Source organism: Dyella terrae (assembly GCF_004322705.1).
In the GTDB taxonomy this organism is placed as follows: domain Bacteria; phylum Pseudomonadota; class Gammaproteobacteria; order Xanthomonadales; family Rhodanobacteraceae; genus Dyella_D; species Dyella_D terrae.
In genome coordinates this window covers 1,301,058-1,318,665 of sequence record NZ_SIZZ01000001.1, presented here as the reverse complement: position 1 = coordinate 1,318,665, position 17,608 = coordinate 1,301,058, and the positions used below count along the sequence as shown (strand labels likewise).

8 protein-coding genes are annotated in these 17,608 nt (G+C 63.7%); 3 read left to right on the top strand and 5 right to left on the bottom strand.

Going from position 1 to position 17,608, the window contains the following annotated elements:
- Window positions 1-7: 7 nt before the first annotated feature.
- Genes metH through EYV96_RS05925 form a run of 3 tightly spaced genes read right to left on the bottom strand, consistent with a single transcriptional unit; the run spans window position 8 to window position 4,769 of the window.
- Entirely contained in the window at window positions 8-2,791 is a 2,784-nt protein-coding gene (gene metH, locus EYV96_RS05935) for a methionine synthase (protein WP_205746097.1), read from the bottom strand.
- Window positions 2,748-3,833, bottom strand: coding sequence for a homocysteine S-methyltransferase family protein (locus EYV96_RS05930; RefSeq protein WP_131150529.1), 1,086 nt, complete (start codon window positions 3,831-3,833; stop codon window positions 2,748-2,750). Before EYV96_RS05930 ends, metH begins: the two co-directional genes overlap by 44 nt.
- 9 nt (window positions 3,834-3,842) lie before the next feature.
- Entirely contained in the window at window positions 3,843-4,769 is a 927-nt protein-coding gene (locus tag EYV96_RS05925) for an ArsR/SmtB family transcription factor (protein ID WP_131150528.1), read from the bottom strand.
- A gap of 186 nt (window positions 4,770-4,955) precedes the next feature.
- Here EYV96_RS05925 and EYV96_RS05920 point away from each other — a divergent pair, with 186 nt between their 5' ends.
- A complete protein-coding gene (locus EYV96_RS05920; RefSeq protein ID WP_131150527.1) occupies window positions 4,956-6,116 on the top strand; it encodes an acyl-CoA dehydrogenase family protein in 1,161 nt (386 codons plus the stop codon).
- Between the two features lie 272 nt (window positions 6,117-6,388).
- Entirely contained in the window at window positions 6,389-7,321 is a 933-nt protein-coding gene (locus tag EYV96_RS05915; RefSeq protein WP_131150526.1) for a sensor domain-containing diguanylate cyclase, read from the top strand.
- A gap of 76 nt (window positions 7,322-7,397) precedes the next feature.
- Here EYV96_RS05915 and EYV96_RS05910 read toward each other — a convergent pair whose 3' ends face one another.
- On the bottom strand, window positions 7,398-10,613 hold the full coding sequence (locus EYV96_RS05910; protein WP_131150525.1) for a multidrug efflux RND transporter permease subunit: 3,216 nt from the start codon (window positions 10,611-10,613) through the stop codon (window positions 7,398-7,400).
- Between the two features lie 12 nt (window positions 10,614-10,625).
- Complete coding sequence (locus EYV96_RS05905) at window positions 10,626-11,831, bottom strand: efflux RND transporter periplasmic adaptor subunit (protein ID WP_131150524.1); 1,206 nt, start codon at window positions 11,829-11,831, stop codon at window positions 10,626-10,628.
- A gap of 742 nt (window positions 11,832-12,573) precedes the next feature.
- Between EYV96_RS05905 and EYV96_RS05900 the strand changes: the two genes are divergently transcribed.
- A complete protein-coding gene (locus EYV96_RS05900) occupies window positions 12,574-17,502 on the top strand; it encodes an NAD-glutamate dehydrogenase (protein ID WP_131150523.1) in 4,929 nt (1,642 codons plus the stop codon).
- Window positions 17,503-17,608 lie beyond the last annotated feature (106 nt).

Sequence of the window (17,608 nt, the reverse complement as noted above, 5' to 3'; positions counted from 1 at the left end):
CCCGACCTTAGTCGGGATCGTAATCGAGGTTGGGAGCCAGCCACCGCTCGGCTTCTTCGCGCGTCCAGCCCTTGCGCTTGGCATAGTCGTCAACCTGCTCGCGCGTGACGCGGCCCACGACGAAATACTGGCTGTCCGGGTGCGAGAAGTACCAGCCGGACACCGCAGCCGTCGGGAACATCGCCATGCCTTCGGTCAGTTCGATACCGGCGTTGTGCTGGGCATCGAGCAGTCGGAAGAGCGTGGTTTTCTCGGTGTGGTCCGGACAGGCCGGATAGCCCGGTGCCGGACGGATGCCCTGGTACTTCTCGTCGATCAGCGCCTCGTTATCGAGCGATTCGTCGGGCACATAGCCCCAGAACTCGCGGCGGACGCGCTGGTGCATGCGCTCGGCGAAGGCTTCGGCCAGGCGGTCGGCGAGCGCCTTGAGCAGAATGGCGTTGTAGTCGTCGTGCGTGGCTTCGAAGCGCGCTACATGCTCGTCAATGCCGATGCCGGCCGTGACGGCGAAGGCGCCAACCCAGTCCTGCTTGCCGGCGTCCTTCGGTGCGATGAAGTCGCCGAGCGCGAAATCGGGGCGCTCCACCGGCTTGTCCACTTGCTGGCGCAGGTGATGCAGGACCGCGATGGTCTTGCCATCGTCGCCATACACTTCGGTGTCATCGCCGACCTGGGCGGCGCGCCAGAGGCCGATGACGGCGCGCGCGATCAGCCACTTTTCGGCAATGACGCGATCGAGCATCGCCTGCGCGTCGCGGAACAGTTCCGTTGCCTGCGGGCCGACGACTTCGTCCGTCAGGATCGCCGGATACCGTCCGGCCAGTTCCCAGGCGGAGAAGAACGGCGTCCAGTCGATGTATTCGCGCAGTTCGGCCAGGTCGTACTGGTCGAACACGGAGATGCCGGGCTGGCGTGGCTGCGGCGGCTCGTACGAAGCCCAGTCGCAGCTGAAACGCTGCCCACGCGCCTTCTCCAGCGACACCAGCTGCTTGCCGCTGCCGCGGTTTTTGTGGCGCTCGCGTACCTCCGCGTACTCGGCGCGGATCTTGGCCATGAAGTTGTCGACCAGCTCCTTCGACACCAGTGACTGGGCGACGCCGACGGCGCGCGATGCATCTTTCACCCACACCGTGGGCGACTTGTAGTGCGGTTCGATCTTGAGCGCGGTGTGGGCACGCGACGTGGTCGCGCCGCCGATCAGCAGCGGAATGGTGAAGTCCTGGCGCTGCATTTCGCGCGCCACCTGGCTCATTTCTTCCAGTGACGGCGTGATCAGGCCGGACAGGCCAATGATGTCGGCCTTGTGCTCACGCGCCGCGTCGAGGATTTTCTGCGTGGGCACCATCACGCCAAGGTCGATGACGTCGAAATTGTTGCAACGGAGAACGACGCCGACGATGTTCTTGCCGATGTCGTGCACGTCGCCCTTCACGGTCGCCATGATGATGGTGCCGTTGTTCTTGCCGGTATCGCCGGTACGCGCCTTTTCTTCTTCGATGTAGGGCAGGAGGTAGGCCACGGCTTTCTTCATCACGCGCGCGGATTTCACCACCTGCGGCAGGAACATCTTGCCAGCGCCAAACAGGTCGCCAACGACGTTCATGCCGTCCATCAGCGGGCCTTCGATCACATCGAGCGGGCGCCTGGAGAGCTGGCGTGCCTCCTCGGTGTCGATCTCGGCGTACTGGTCGATGCCATGGACCAGGGCATGGCTGAGGCGTTCGTGCACGGGCTTTTCGCGCCAGGCGAGGTTTTCGACGACGACTTCGCCTTTCTTCGCCTTGAACTTGTCCGCCACTTCGAGCAGGCGCTCGGTGGCGTCGGCACGCCGATTGAGTACAACGTCTTCGACACGCTCGCGCAGTTCTTCGGGCACATCGTCATAGATCATCAGTGCGCCGGCGTTGACGATGCCCATGTCCATGCCCGCCTTGATGGCGTGGTAGAGGAACACCGAGTGGATCGCCTCGCGCACCGTGTTGTTGCCGCGGAACGAGAACGACACGTTGGATACGCCGCCTGAGACATGCGTCTCCGGGAAGCGGCGCTTAATCTCGCGCGTGGCTTCGATGAAATCCACGGCGTAGTTGTTGTGTTCTTCGATGCCGGTGGCGATGGCGAAGATGTTCGGATCGAAAATAATGTCTTCGGGCGGGAAATCGAGTCGCGTCGTCAGCAGTTCATAGGCACGCGAACAGATCTCGATTTTCCGTTCGCACGTGTCGGCCTGGCCGACTTCATCGAATGCCATGACCACCACGGCCGCGCCGTACTGGCGCACTTTGCGCGCGTGCTCGAGGAAGGTCGCTTCGCCTTCCTTGAGCGAGATGGAGTTGACGATGCCTTTGCCCTGAAGGCAGCGCAGGCCGGCCTCGATCACGGTCCATTTCGACGAGTCGACCATCACCGGAACGCGCGCGATGTCCGGCTCGGCGGCGATCAGGTTGAGATAGCGGGTCATCGCCGCTTCCGAATCGATCAGGCCTTCGTCCATGTTGACGTCGATGATCTGCGCGCCGTTGGCGACCTGCTGGCGCGCGACGTCGACCGCTTCTTCGTAGCGGTCTTCCTTGATCAGCTTCTTGAACTGTGCCGACCCCGTGACGTTGGTGCGTTCGCCGACGTTGACGAACAGCAGGTCCGGCGTAATGACCAGGGGTTCGAGTCCGGAAAGTCGGGTGTGGCGCAAGGTGCTCATGGGCGATGCTTTTGTTCTTTGAATGGGGTGTGCAGCGGGTGCGACGAGATCAGGCGGCTTGTTCGGTGACCTGCGCGGGGTTGCGCGGTGCACATTTGCTCACGGCCTCGGCAATGGCGCGGATGTGATCCGGCGTCGTGCCGCAGCAGCCGCCGACGAAGTTCAGCAGGCCGTCGCGTGCGAAGCCGCCAATCACGGATGCCATCTGCTCGGGCGTTTCGTCGTACTCGCCAAACGCGTTCGGCAGGCCGGCGTTGGGATGGGTGCTGACGAAACACTCGGCGATGTTCGAAAGGGTCATGACGTGCGGGCGAAGATCCGCCGCACCCAGCGCGCAGTTGAGGCCGACGGCCAGCGGGCGCGCGTGCGACACCGAGTAGTAGAACGCTTCGGCGGTTTGGCCCGAGAGGGTGCGACCCGAACGATCGGTGATGGTGCCGGAAATCATGATCGGTAGCCGCGCGCCGCGCGTATGGAACACTTCGCTGATGGCAAAGAGCGCGGCCTTGGCGTTGAGCGTGTCGAAGATGGTTTCCACCATCAGGATGTCAGCACCGCCATCAATCAGGCCATTGGCTGCCTCGGTGTAGTTGGCGGCCAGTTCTTCGAAGGTGACGTTGCGGAAGCCCGGGTCGTTGACGTCAGGCGACAGCGACGCGGTGCGGCTTGTCGGTCCGAGTACGCCGATGACGAAGCGGGGCTTTTCCGGCGTTTTCGACGTCCAGTCATTGCAGGCGGCACGTGCAAGCGCGGCGCCTTCGCGATTGAGTTCATAAGCCAGGTGCTCCAGGTGGTAATCCGCCTGGCTGATGCGCGTGGCATTGAACGTGTTCGTTTCGACCAGGTCGGCACCCGCCTCGAGGTAGGCTTCGTGCACGCCCTGGATGACGTCGGGCTTGGTCAGCGTGAGCAGATCGTTGTTGCCCTTGAGATCGCAGGGGCCGTCGTGATCGTGGCCATGATCATGCTGGCTGTCGTGGCCGTCGACGAAGCGATCACCACGGAAGCTGGTTTCGTCCAGCTTGTGTTTTTGCAGCATGGTGCCCATGCCGCCATCCAGGATGAGGATGCGCTTGCGCAGCGCGTCTTCGAGCAGGGCGACGCGATCGGGATGCAGCCAGGGGAGGGCGCTCATGGGGATTCCTCAGGGTTTGCGTGCCAGCAGGCTGACGACTTCGAAGTGCGGCGCCTTGCGCTCGCGGCTGACGCGGTTGCAGGAAAGCACTTCGAGGCCGGCAGCCTTGGCGAAGCCGGCGAGTTCGTCGTGGGAAAAGCCAAGGTTGCGGTGATCGAAGGGTTCGACGGCGGCACGGTGGTCGTGCTTGCCCAGCGTGACGGCGAGCAGGCGTCCACCCTTGCGCAGCAGGCGCGACGCTTCGGCCACGGCCTTGGCGGGGAATTCGGCGTAGGTGAGGGCGTGCAGCATCAACACAAGATCGAAGCGGCGATCGCCCAGGTCCAGGTCGTGCATATCGCCCTGGCGCACGTCGACGTTGGTGAAGGGCTTCAGGCGGGCAGCCGCGGCTTCGACGACGCGGTCACTGGAATCGACACAGACGATCGAGCGGGCGTGCGGTGCCAGCAGCTCGGCGGTGATGCCGTCGCCCGAGGCGATGTCCAGCACGTCGCCGGTTTCAAGCAGCTGGAGCAGTGAGCGCGCCAGGGTTTCCCAGGTGCGGCCCGGCGAGTAGTGGCGCTCCATGTCGCCGGCGACGGTGTCGGCCCAGCCTTCTTCACGGGCGCGCTGGGCGAGGACCGCCGGCAGGCGCTCGGCATCTTCGCGTAGCAGGGCGTCATCGATGCTTTCGCGGAGCGAGCGGATCAGGCTGTGCTGGTGCTCATCGCCTTCGCTGTTGGCGCGGTAATAGGCCTGGACACCGGCGCGCCGGTCCCGGACCAGCTCGGCTTCCTTGAGCTTCGCCAGGTGCGTGGAAACGCGGGGTTGGGCCAGATGGAGCACGGCAGCCAGCTCGGCGACCGTCAATTCTTCGCGTTCGAGCAGGGCGAGCAGGCGCACGCGGGTCGGGTCCGCCAGGAGCCGTAACACGCTGGAGGCGGTTGCCAGATCCATGTGCATCCTTTTATCGCGATAGAGAGATGGGAAGGGTAGGCGCGAGGCGGGTCAGAGTCAACCTGGCGGAGGCGTCGCGCACCCGGTTGAGAACCGGGCGGCTCACCATTCTGCTGCGTCTGCACAAGGGTTTTTTAGGGGGCGCGATACAATAGTCGGCTTGCTAAAACGCCCCGGAGCTCTCCCATGGATTTCAGCTTTACCGAAGACCAGTTGTCGATTCAGTCCATCGCCCGTGACTTCGCGCAGAAGCGCATTGCCCCGGTGGCGGCCGAGCTCGACGCCAAGGGCGAGTTCCCTCTCGAGAACATCCGCGAGATGGGCCAGCTTGGTCTGATGGGCATCGAAGTGCCGGAGTCGTACGGCGGTGCGGGCATGGACCCGGTGGCCTATGTCCTGGCGATGATCGAAATCGCTGCGGCCGATGCAGCCACGTCCACGATCATGTCGGTGAACAATTCGCTGTTCTGCAACGGCATCCTTAAGCACGGCACCGAGGAGCAGAAGCAGAAGTATGTGCGCGCCATCGCGCAGGGCGAAGGGATCGGTGCCTATGCGCTGACCGAGCCGCAGTCGGGTTCCGACGCCTCGGCCATGCACACGCGCGCGGCCAAGAATGCCGATGGCGACTGGGTCATCAATGGCAAGAAAAGCTGGATCACCTCCGGCCCGGTCTGCCGCTACATCATCCTGTTCGCGATCACGACGCCGGGCATCGGCGCCAAGGGTGTATCGGCCTTCATCATCGACACGCAGCGCCCGGGCTTCATGGCCGGCAAGGCCGAACCGAAGCTGGGCATCCGCGCCTCGGCCACCTGCGAAATCGAATTCAACGATTACGTCTGCCCGAAGGCCGACCTGCTGGGCGAAGAAGGCAAGGGCTTCTCGATCGCCATGGGCGTGCTGGACGCCGGCCGTATCGGCATCGCTTCGCAGGCCGTGGGCATCGCCCGCGCGGCATACGAGGCCACCCTGCAGTGGTCGCGCGATCGCAAGGCCTTTGGCCAGCCGATCGGTACCTTCCAGATGACCCAGGCGAAGATCGCCGACATGAAGTGCAAGCTCGACGCAGCCACGCTGCTGACGCTGCGCGCTGCCTGGACCAAGGCCCAGGCGGACAAGAACGGCGGCCGTTTTGGCACCGAGGCATCGGTGGCCAAGCTGGTCGCCTCCGAGGCGGCGATGTGGATTTCGCATCAGGCGGTGCAGATCCATGGCGGCATGGGTTACTCGAAGGAAATGCCGGTTGAGCGCTATTTTCGCGATGCCAAGATCACTGAGATCTACGAAGGCACCAGCGAAATCCAGCGCCTGGTCATTGCGCGCGCGGAAACTGGCCTGCGCTAAAGCCGGCTTGGACGAACGTTTGAATGCCCGGCGGGGAAACCCGTCGGGCTTTTTTGTGGCGCGTCTTCACAAATGTGACGTAATGCAAGTGCGCCACGACGTGGCTACCATCGGGTTGGGGAATCCGGGGGGCGAGGCTGCGCAATCGCGTGCCTCAGCATTTGATGTGGCCTTCCAGATGCGACGAATCGGCTAACCGATGGGAGTTCATCGGGAATCAGTCAGTGACTTCCCCACGCTGTGTTTCGAACCACGACGATGGGGAAGGCACGATGGAAAGCGTAGTTGCAGAAGGGTCCGACGACCTCGAATACAAGGCCCTGCTGGAATCGACGAAGGCGATTCCGTGGAAGATCGACTGGGCCAGCGGGACGTTTTCGTATATCGGTCCGCAGATCGAAGCGCTGCTTGGCTGGACCCCCGATAGCTGGGTAACCGTGCAGGATTGGGCCGACCGCATGCATCCGGACGATCGCGAATGGGCGGTCAACTTCTGCGTCGCGCAATCGCAGAACGGCATCGATCACGAAGCCGACTATCGCGCGCTGACAAGTGAAGGCGACTACATCTGGATTCGCGATGTCGTGCATGTGGTGCGCGATGCCAACGGCGCCGTCGAATCGCTGGTCGGATTCATGTTCGATATCAGCGAGCGCAAGCGCACGGAACAGCGCCTGCTGGATCTGCAACGCGAACTTGAAGAGCTGTCGTTCAAGGATGGTCTGACCGGCATCGCTAATCGGCGCCGGTTCGACGCCGTGCTCGAGCGCGAGTGGACCGCCGCGCGCGGTACCGGACGCCCGCTGTCGCTGGTGATGATCGATATCGACTACTTCAAGCAGTACAACGATCACTACGGTCATTTACAGGGTGATTACTGCCTGAAGATGGTGGCGCGTGCGTTGGGTACGGTGCTGATGCGACCGCATGATTTCCTTGCCCGCTTTGGTGGCGAGGAGTTCGTGCTGGTGCTGCCGGAAACCGACATCGCTGCGGCGCAGGAGATGGCCCAGCGGTGCCATGAGGCCATTCGCAATGAATGGATTCCGCATGAGCGGTCGATGACAGGCAAGGTGCTGACGGTGAGCATCGGTCTTGGGACGATGGCGCCAGCGCCGGAAGACGATCTGCTTGCCTTCGTCGAGAAGGTGGATCGACGTCTGTATCAGGCCAAGCAGAAAGGCAGGAATGTCACGGTAGGCTGAGGCACCATCGATGGGTTGGTTCCAAAGAAAAGCCCCGGTCTTGCGACCGGGGCTTTGTCGTTCTTCAGCAGGGCGATTACTGCCCGCGACGCGGATCGGAATCGAACGGCTGCATGCCGCTGTGCGGTGCGTCGTCGTCATCGTGACCGAGATTGCCATGCGTATGCGGCATGTTGTGCGACGCCTCGTCGAGCTTGTCGCCCAGTGCGCGGCGCACCACCACGTAGAACACCGGGATCAGCAGCAGACCCAGGAACGTGGCGAAGAGCATGCCGCCGATCACGCCCGTGCCGATGGCGTGACGCGCATTGGCGCCAGCACCGGACGAGATAAACAGCGGGAACACGCCGAGGATGAAGGCCATCGAGGTCATCAGGATGGGGCGCAGACGCAGGCGGGCCGCTTCGATAACGCCCTCGCGCAAGGTCTTGCCCGCCTGTTGCTGCTCGACCGCGAACTCCACGATCAGAATCGCGTTCTTCGCCGCCAGGCCGATCACGGTGATGAGGCCGATCTTGAAGTAGATGTCGTTCGGCAGGCCGCGCAGCATCGTGAACACGATGGCACCCAGCACGCCCAGCGGCACCACCAGCAGCACCGAGACCGGAATCGACCAGCTTTCGTACAAGGCCGCAAGGCAGAGGAACACGATGACGATGGACAGCACCATCAGCAGCGTGGCCGCGTTGCCCGACAGGATTTCCTGATAGGACATGCCCGTCCAGTCGTAGCCAAAGCCCTTGGGCAGGTCGTTGTTCACGATGTCCTGCATCGCGTTCATCGCCTGGCCCGAAGCGAGGCCCGGCGCCGGACCACCCACGATTTCCACGGCCGAATAACCGTTGTAGCGGGTGAGCGCGGGTGAAGCCATGCCCCACTTGGCATGCACCACGTTGGACAGCGGAATCATGCGCGGCAGGCCATTCGCGTCGAGCTGGCTGCTCGGCGTGAAGAAGTGCTGCAGCGACTCCGGACCAAGGCGATACGCCGCATCGGCCTGCATGGTGACGCGCTTGATGCGACCGCCGTAGAAGAAGTCGTTGACGTACACCGGGGCCAGCATGAGGCTGACCGCGTTGTAGATGTCGCTGACCGACAGGCCCATCGACTGCGCCTGCACGCGGTCCACGGTGAGGTTCAACTGCGGAGCGGGAAGCAGCATGTTCGGACGCACGCCCTGGAGCGTGTTCGCCTCCTGCGCGGCCTTGCCCAGCAGCGTACCCATAGCCTGGTTCAGTGCATCACGACCGAGGCCCGCGCGATCCTGCAGGTACATGTCGAAACCGCCGAACTGGCCCAGGCCCTGCACGGTCGGCAGGTTCACGATGAACACCTGGGCATCGCGGACCGACTGCACGGCCATGAAGGCACTCTGGATGAACTCTGTCGCGGTGGCCTTGCGGTCTTCCCACGGCTTGAGCTTGATGAACACCATGCCGGCGTTTTCGCCCGAGCCAATGAAGCTGAAGCCCGACACCTGCAGCACGCCTTCCACCGCTTCGTTCTTCATCAGGACGTCGCGAATCTGCGACATCACTTGCTGATTGCGCTCCAGCGTGGCACCCGACGGCAGCTGCACCACGCCCAGGGCATAACCCTGGTCTTCTTCCGGCAGGAAGCTGCCCGGAAGCTTGGTGAACAGGAAGCCGCAGAGTACGGCCAGCAGCACGAACACGAACATCCAGCGCGGCGCATGACGCACGGCCGAGCCGATATGGCCGGTGTACTTGTGCGTCACCCAGCCGAAGAGATCGTTGAACTTGCGATAGATGAAGTTCTTCTTTTCTTCGTGGGTCGGCTTGAGGATCGTGGCGCAAAGCGCAGGCGTGAACGACAGCGCGAGGAACGCCGAGAAGCCCATCGACACGGCGATGGTCAGGGCGAACTGCTTGTAGATCTCACCCGAGGCGCCCGGCTGCAGGGCGGACGGCACGAACACTGCCGTCAGCACCACGGTGATCGCCACCACGGCGCCGGTGATCTGGCCCATGGCCTTGCGGGTGGCTTCGCGAGGATGCAGGCCTTCCTCGGTCATGATGCGTTCGACGTTTTCGATCACGACGATCGCGTCGTCCACCACGATGCCGATGGCGAGCACCATGCCGAACAAGGTCAGCTGGTTGATCGTGAAGCCCAGCGGCAGCATGCCCAGGAACGTACCGAGCAGGGCAACCGGGATAACCAGGGTGGGGATGATCGTGGCCCGCAGGTTCTGCAGGAAGATCAGCATCACCAGGAACACCAGGATGATGGCTTCGATCAGCGTGTGCACCACTTCGTTGATCGAGATCTTCACGAAGGTGGTGGTGTCGTACGGACTGAACCACGTTACGCCGGTCGGGAAGCTGGACGCGAGTTCGTCCATCTTCGAACGCACGGCCGTTGCCACGTCGAGCGCATTGGCACCCGGCAGCAGTTGCACGGCGAAAGCGCCGATGGGCTTGCCGTTGTACTGCGTGTCGAAGCCGTAGCTGCCCGGGCCGAAGGCCACGCGGGCGACGTCGCCCAGCTTGACCACGGTGCCGTCGGCGTTGGCGCGCAGGATGATCTGCTCGAACTGGTCCGGCGAGGTGAAGCGGCCTTCGGCCGACACGGTGGCCGTGAAGCCCTGGCCATGCGGTGCCGGATCCGAACCCAGCGAGCCGGCCGCGAACTGCACGTTCTGAGCCTGCACGGCGGCCAGCACCTGGGTCGCCGACAGGTTGTAACCCTGCAGCTTGTCCGGGTTCAGCCACAGACGCATGGCGTATTCCGAACCGAACTGACGCGTGGAGCCGACGCCCGGGATACGCGAGATCTGATCGAGCACCTGCGACGCGACGATGTCGTTGAGGTGGTTGCGATCGATGCTCGGGTTATCCGAAGACAGGGCGACCACCATCAGGAACGCGGGGTTGCTCTTGGCAACGACCACGCCCTGCTGGGTCACTTCGGACGGCAGACGCGGCGTCGCGAGCGACACCTTGTTCTGCACCTGCACCTGGGCGATGTCCGGATCGGTACCCGTTTCGAAGGTCAGCGTGATGCTGGCGCTGCCGTTGGAGCTGGACGAGGAGCTGAAGTACAGCAGGTGATCGATACCGGTCAGCTGCTGCTCGATCACCTGGGTGACCGACTTTTCGGTGGTTTCCGCGCTGGCGCCCGGGTAGGTGGCATTCACCACGACCTGGGGCGGAGCGATGGACGGGTACGACTCGACGCCCATGTTGAGCACCGCGATGGTGCCGCACAGGGTAATCAGGATCGCCACCACCCACGCGAATACTGGGCGGTCAATAAAGAAACTCGGCATGGTAGGGCTCCCTTACGGCTGGTGGGCCGCTTTGCCTGCCGCAGCCGGCTGGGCAGCTTGCGGCTGCGCGCCAGGCGCCGGCTGGTTGGGCGTCCACGGAGAAGCCTTGGCGGGTGCGCCTTCCTTCACCTTCTGGATGCCGGACACGATCACGTCATCGCCTGCCTTCAGGCCATCGGTGATCAGCCAGGTGCTGCCTACGAGACTGCCGGCCTGGACATCCTTGCGGACGACCTTGCCGTCGGCGCCGACAACCAGCACGAACGAGCCGGCGGTGTCGCGCTGCACGGCAGCCTGCGGGACCTCGAACACGCCGTGCTGCTCGCCCAGGTTCGCCTTGACCGTCACGTACATGCCGGGCAGGAGTGAATGCTTGGCATTGGGGATGCGTGCGCGCAGGTTCACCGAGCCGGTGGCCGGGTCGGCCGTGGCGGAGGAGAAGTCCAGCGTGCCGTCATCGCTGTAGCGGGTGCCGTCGGGCAGGGTGATCTGCACCTTGGCGGTGTTGGGCTCGGCCAGGGTGATGCCGCCAGCGGTGGCGGAACGACGGATGGCGTCGAGCTCGGTTACGCCGATGGTGAAGTTCACATAGAGCGGATCGATCTGGTCGACCGTCGTCAGCAGGGTGACGTCGCCCTGGCCCACGAGGGCGCCTTCAGTGACCTGCTGCTGGCCGGCACGGCCGTCGATCGGCGAGACCACGTCGGTGAAGCCGAGGTTGATCTTCGCGGACTCGACGTTGGCGCGGGCCGCTGCGACGGCAGCCTTGGCCGTGCGCTCCTGCGCCTCGGCGTTATCCAGGTCTGCCTTGGAGATGTAGCCCTTGGGCGCCAGATCGCGAGCGCGCTGGGCGCTGATCTTGGCGTTGGTGTAGGTGGCTTCGGCCTGGGCCAGCGAGCCCTGGTTGGCGGCCAGCACGGCGCGCAGCGGGGCCGGGTCGATCTTGAAGAGCACCTGGCCCTTCTTTACGTCCGAACCTTCTTCATAGGTGCGCTGCAGGAGGACGCCCGGCACGCGGGCGCGGACATCGGCGCTGCGATACGACGAGAGGCGGCCGACCAGGTCCTTGGTGAGCGGGACAGTCTTGGGCTGCGCCTTGACCACGCCCACTTCCGGTGGCGGGGCCTGTGGCGGGCCTTGTTCCTTCTTGCCTCCACAGGCGGCCAGTGCCAGCAGGCCCAGGCACATCAGCGGTGTGCGCAGTGACGAGGACTTCATGGGGACTCCATTCAATTGCGTATCGGGGTGTTGTGGGTGCCGGCATCTATGTGCCGGTGGACAGGCTTTCCATGACCACGGACGGCCCCGGGGGGTGCGCGCCCTGAGCCGCTCGTCCCGGCCGCAGGATCGCGGTTCGGGGCGTATCGGGGGTGTCCGGAAGCATGTGAAGGCCTGACTATACCGACCAGTTTACAAAATGGTTCACCGTATGGTCTAGCCCCGAATTCTCCGTGTTCAGGCCGCGAAGGGAGTGTGAGCGGGTCCCTTCGTATCCGTATGGGAAAATGCTTGACGAGAACCCGCCGGCTGTGGACAGACCCATCCGGATTGGAACGTTTCAAATCGCGTTCCCGGAAATGCACGAAGCTGCCGGAAAAATCCTTTTCCTGATGGGCGGGATGGTTTTCTTGGGAGCCACGCATGCTGCATCGCAGCGGCGCTGCGAAAATCGGTCGTGGTTTTCCATGCGGTTTTATCGCATACGCGTGAGTATTGCCGGGGCGGTATCCACGCGTATCCTGGCGCGTTTCCATGACGCATTCTTGTTGCCTTCATGCGCTTACGCGAGTTGCCGCCGATTGACGTTCGAATGCAATTGTCATGTTTGCCGGTTTGTGCGGGGAAAAACACACTGGCGGCTGAAGTTCGTGCGGCGCTGCAGGTGGATAAGCATGGACGCGAAGCGTATCCTTTTGCGGGTTTTTTGCCCCCACCGTTCCCACTGACAACAGTAGATGCCATGAATGCGATTCGAGCGGCCAGCGATAATCCGATCCAGGCTGTAGTTTTCGAAGAACTGAAAAAAACCGGCTTCGCCTCCCAGCGCCTAGATGAGGCGCAATTTTTTATTGGCGCCTTCTTCTCGCGCATTGCGCATAGCGATCTGGAGCTCCACACCACGGCCGAATGGGCCGCGCTGGTGGGCGGCCTGCTCGACTTCATGCAGCAGCGCCAGCCCGGCCGCGCTTTGGTGCGCGTGATCAACCCGGAGGTCGGTCATTCGGGCCGCAGCCTGGTGCAGATCGTCACCGACGACACCCCCTTCCTCGTCGACACCGTCAGCATGGTCGTTTCAACGAAGCTGCAAATTCACGCCGTGATCCACCCGGTCGTGAAGGTCAGCCGTGATGCCTCGGGCAAGCTGCTGAAGCTCGCCGACGAAAATGGCTCGCCGGAATCGGTCATGCATTTCGAAGTCGACCGCATGGCCGACGACGCTGAAATGGCCCAGCTCAAGTCCCGCATCGAAGCTGCGCTCGAAGACGTGCGCGCCGCCGTGGGCGACTGGGAACGCATGCGCGACAAGGCGCAGGCCATCGCCGCCGACCTCGTTTCGCGCAAGCTGCCGCTGAGCGAAACCTCGGTGCACGAAGCCAGCGAATTCCTTCACTGGATCGCCGACGACAACTTCACCTTCCTCGGTTACCGCGAATACGAGGTTACCCAGGCCGATGGGGACGAAGTCCTGGTGTCGGTGGAAGGTTCGGGCCTCGGCATCCTGCACAAGAGCGAGCGCTCCGTCGCGCCGCGTTCCCTGCGCAGCCTGGTGGCCAGCGAACTGCCGCAGTCCGGTTCGACCGACGCCATCATCCTGACCAAGACCAATGCGCGCTCGCACGTGCACCGTCCTGGTCACATGGATTACATCGGCGTGCTGAAGTTCGACGCCAACGGCAAGCCGGTGGCTGAGCAGCGCTTCCTGGGCCTGTTCTCCTCCAACGCCTACATGGCCCGCCCGCAGGACGTGCCGCTGGTACGTCACAAGGTCGAAGCCGTGCTGGCCCGTTCGGGCCTCAAGCGCGATTCGTACTCGGGCAAGTCGCTGCGCCACATCCTCGAGACGCTGCCGCGCGACGAGCTGTTCCAGAGCAATGAAGACGAGCTGTACGCGATCTCGATGGGTATCCTCGAGCTGCGTCAGCGCGCGCGCACGCGTCTGTTCATGCGCCGCGACCGTTATGGCCGCTTCTACAGCGTGCAGGTTTTCGTGCCGCGCGAGCGTTTCAATACGACGGTGCGTGAGCGCATCGAAGGCCTGCTGCGTGACACGCTGCATGGCGAGAACGTCGATTCGGCCGTGTTGATGGGCGAGGCCGCGCTGGCTCGCCTGCATATCGTCGTGCGCCCGAAGATCGGCGACCACGTCAACTTCGACACGAATGCGCTGGAGCAGGGCGTTGAAGCCATCGTGCGCAATTGGCATGACGACGTGCGCGATGCACTGGTCGACAAGCTCGGTGCCCATGACGGCGTCGTCCTTGCCAACCGTTACTCCAAGGCGCTGCCGGCCGGTTACGTCGACGAGGTTTCGCCGATCGCCGCGGCCGAAGACATTCATCAGCTGTCGCTGCTGAAGGGCGACGACGCGGTGCGCATGTCGTTCTATCACCCGGCTCAGCGTCCGGAAGAACTGCGCTTCAAGGTGTACCGCAGCGGTGGCGACATCGCGCTGTCCGAAGTGCTGCCGCAGTTGGAGAACCTCGGCCTGCGCGTGCTCACCGAGCACGTGTACGACGTGAAGTCCGAGGGTGCGCCGCTGTTCATCCAGGACTTCGAAGTGCAGCCGGTGGGCAATCTTGCCTTCACGGTGGAGCAGGTCGGTTCGCTGTTCGAGCACGCCTTCGAGCAGATCTGGCGTGGCAATGCCGAGAATGACGGCTTCAACCGCCTGGTGCTGGGTGCCAAGCTCAACTGGCGCCAGATCGCCATGCTGCGCGGCTACTGCAAGTACTTGCTGCAGACCGGCGTCGCCTTCTCGCAGAGCTACATGGAAGATGCCTTCAACCGCTATCCGGCCATCGCCGGTTTGCTGGTGGAGCTGTTCCTTGCCAAGTTCGACCCCAGCCGCGAAAGCCTCAACGCCGAAGAGCTCAAGAAGGCAGGCCTGGCGTTGCAGGGTGAGATGCGCGCGCTGATTCCGGAAGCCGTGCGCACGGCGCAGCCGGCGCTGATCGATGATCTCGTCGCTTCGCTGGCCAAGTCGCGCAACGAGCAGTTTGCCGCGATCGAAGAGACCATCGGCGTACTGCTGGAGAGCGTCTCCAGCCTGGACGACGACCGCATCCTGCGCAGCTTCATGTCGCTGATGCGCGGCACGCTGCGTACGAGCTTCTTCCAGCAGTGGGATGGTGCGTTCCGTCCGTACATCAGTTTCAAGTTCGATTCGCACCTGGTGCCCGAGCTGCCCAAGCCGGTGCCGTACCGCGAAATCTTCGTGTGCGCACCGCGCGTCGAAGGCATCCACCTGCGCTTTGGCGCGGTGGCGCGTGGTGGCCTGCGCTGGTCGGATCGTCGCGAAGACTTCCGTACCGAAGTGCTGGGCCTGGTGAAGGCGCAGATGGTGAAGAACACCGTCATTGTGCCAGTGGGTTCGAAGGGTGGCTTCGTGGTCAAGCGTCCGCCGGTGGCCGGCGACCGCGATGCGCAGCTGGCTGAGGGCATCGCCTGCTACCGCATGTTCATCAGCGGCCTGCTGGACATCACCGACAACCTCGTCGATGGCAAGGTCGTTGCGCCGCACGATGTCGTGCGTCACGACCCGGATGATCCGTACCTGGTCGTCGCTGCCGACAAGGGCACGGCTACGTTCTCGGACATCGCCAACGCCATTTCGGTCGAGCACGGTTTCTGGCTGGGTGACGCGTTCGCGTCGGGCGGTTCGAACGGCTACGACCACAAGGGCATGGGCATCACGGCCAAGGGTGCGTGGGAATCGGTCAAGCGTCACTTCCGTGCGCTGGGTCGCGACAGCCAGTCGCAGGACTTCACCTGCGCGGGCGTGGGCGACATGTCCGGTGACGTGTTCGGCAACGGCATGCTGCTTTCGAAGCACATCCGCCTCGTGGCCGCGTTTGACCATCGCCATGTGTTCCTCGACCCGAACCCGGATGCCGCGCGTTCGTTCATTGAGCGCGAGCGCATGTTCAAGGTGCCGCGTTCGAGCTGGGATGATTACGACAAGTCGCTGATCTCGGCCGGCGGTGGCGTGTTCTCGCGTTCGCTGAAATCGATTCCGATCACGCCGGAAGTGCGCGCTTCGCTGGGCCTGAAGACCGACGTCACGCACATGGCGCCGATGGACCTGCTCAACGCCATCCTCAAGGCGCCGGTAGACCTGCTGTGGAATGGCGGCATCGGCACCTACGTGAAGGCGAGCAGCGAATCGCACGCCGACGTGGGCGACCGCGCCAACAACGGCCTGCGCGTCAATGGTGGCGAGCTGCGCTGCAAGATCGTGGGCGAGGGCGGCAACCTGGGCATGACCCAGAAGGGTCGTATCGAGGCGGCGCAGCACGGCGTGCTGCTCAATACCGACTTCATCGACAACTCCGCCGGCGTGGACACCTCCGACCATGAGGTGAACATCAAGATCCTGCTCAACGATGCCGTGCAGCGCGGCGAGCTGACGGTGGAAGCACGCAACACGCAGCTGGCAGCCATGACCGACGAAGTCGGCCAACTCGTGCTGTGGGACAACTATCGCCAGAACCAGGCCATCACCCTGATGGAGCGCCAGTCGGTGCGTCGTCTGGGTTCCATGGCCCACTTCATCCGCAGCCTGGAAAGCGAAGGCCTGCTCGACCGCCAGGTCGAGAACCTGCCGAGCGAAGCGGAGCTCACCGAGCGCAAGACGCGCGGCATGGGCATGACGCGTCCGGAGCTGTCGGTGCTGCTGTCTTACGACAAGATCAAGCTGTACCAGCAGCTGCTCGATTCGGACGTGCCAGAAGATCCGTACCTGTCCAAGGAACTGGTGCGCTACTTCCCGGAGCCGCTGCACGACAAGTACGCCGCCCACATGCAGCGTCACCGCCTGAAGCGCGAGATCATCGCCACGGCCGTCACCAACTCCACCATCAACCGCATGGGCGCCACCTTCATGATGCGCATGCAGGAAGACACGGGGCAGGGGCCGGCGGCGATCGCCAAGGCTTACACCGCCGCCCGTGAAATCCTGGGTGCGCGCGAGCTGTGGGCGGAGATTGAGGCGCTGGACAGCAAGGTGGCCGAGGAGACGCAGATCGACGCGATCATGCAGATCTGGTCGCTGTTGCGTCACCTCACGCGCTGGTTGCTCAATCGCCCGGGTGGCACGCTGGATATCGCCGCCAACGTGGAGCGTTACCAGGCTGGCGTCAATGCGCTGCGCGAAGCCCTGCCGGATGCGCTGACCGATACCGGTCGTGCCGATTTCTCGACCAGCCAGGAGAAGTGGGACGGCCTTGGCCTCCCGTCCGCGCTGGCCGTGCGTCTGGCCCGGATTCCGGAGATGCGCGCCATGCTCGACATCGTCGAAGTGGCTCAGCAGACCGGTCAGCCAGTGGCTCGCGTTGCCGGCGTGTTCTACGAGCTGGGCGGCGTGCTCGACCTGGAATGGCTGCGCAACCAGATCGAAGCGCTGCCGGTGGAAGGTCACTGGCATGCCCAGGCGCGCGGTTCGCTGCTGGACGAGCTCAATCACCAGCATCGTGCGCTGGCTTCGCAGGTTCTCGCCTTGTCGGGCGACAGCAAGGAGCAGTCGCCGGTGCAGGCCTGGTTGCAGCGCGATGACGCCACGCTCAAGTACACCCGCGCCATGCTGGCGGAGATCCTGACGCAGAACGCCGACTACCCGATTGCTTCGGTCGCCGTTCGTCGTCTGGCTCAGCTGGCGGCCGTGCCGGTGTGATGGGCTGATCTCAGGGAGGGTGCCGACTGGGGCCCTTCCTGATCGAAAGGGCGCGACCTTCGGGTGGCGCCCTTTTTGTTTGGATGGGCCAGGCATGCGGTCGCAG

Excerpts from the sequence above, each read along its gene's own strand:
- EYV96_RS05905 (WP_131150524.1), bottom strand. The coding sequence starts at position 11,831 with ATGAAGTCCTCGTCACTGCGCACACCGCTGATGTGCCTGGGCCTGCTG.
- EYV96_RS05910 (WP_131150525.1), bottom strand. The coding sequence starts at position 10,613 with ATGCCGAGTTTCTTTATTGACCGCCCAGTATTCGCGTGGGTGGTGGCG.
- EYV96_RS05925 (WP_131150528.1), bottom strand. The coding sequence starts at position 4,769 with ATGGATCTGGCAACCGCCTCCAGCGTGTTACGGCTCCTGGCGGACCCG.
- EYV96_RS05920 (WP_131150527.1), top strand. The coding sequence starts at position 4,956 with ATGGATTTCAGCTTTACCGAAGACCAGTTGTCGATTCAGTCCATCGCC.
- EYV96_RS05930 (WP_131150529.1), bottom strand. The coding sequence starts at position 3,833 with ATGAGCGCCCTCCCCTGGCTGCATCCCGATCGCGTCGCCCTGCTCGAA.
- EYV96_RS05915 (WP_131150526.1), top strand. The coding sequence starts at position 6,389 with ATGGAAAGCGTAGTTGCAGAAGGGTCCGACGACCTCGAATACAAGGCC.
- EYV96_RS05900 (WP_131150523.1), top strand. The coding sequence starts at position 12,574 with ATGAATGCGATTCGAGCGGCCAGCGATAATCCGATCCAGGCTGTAGTT.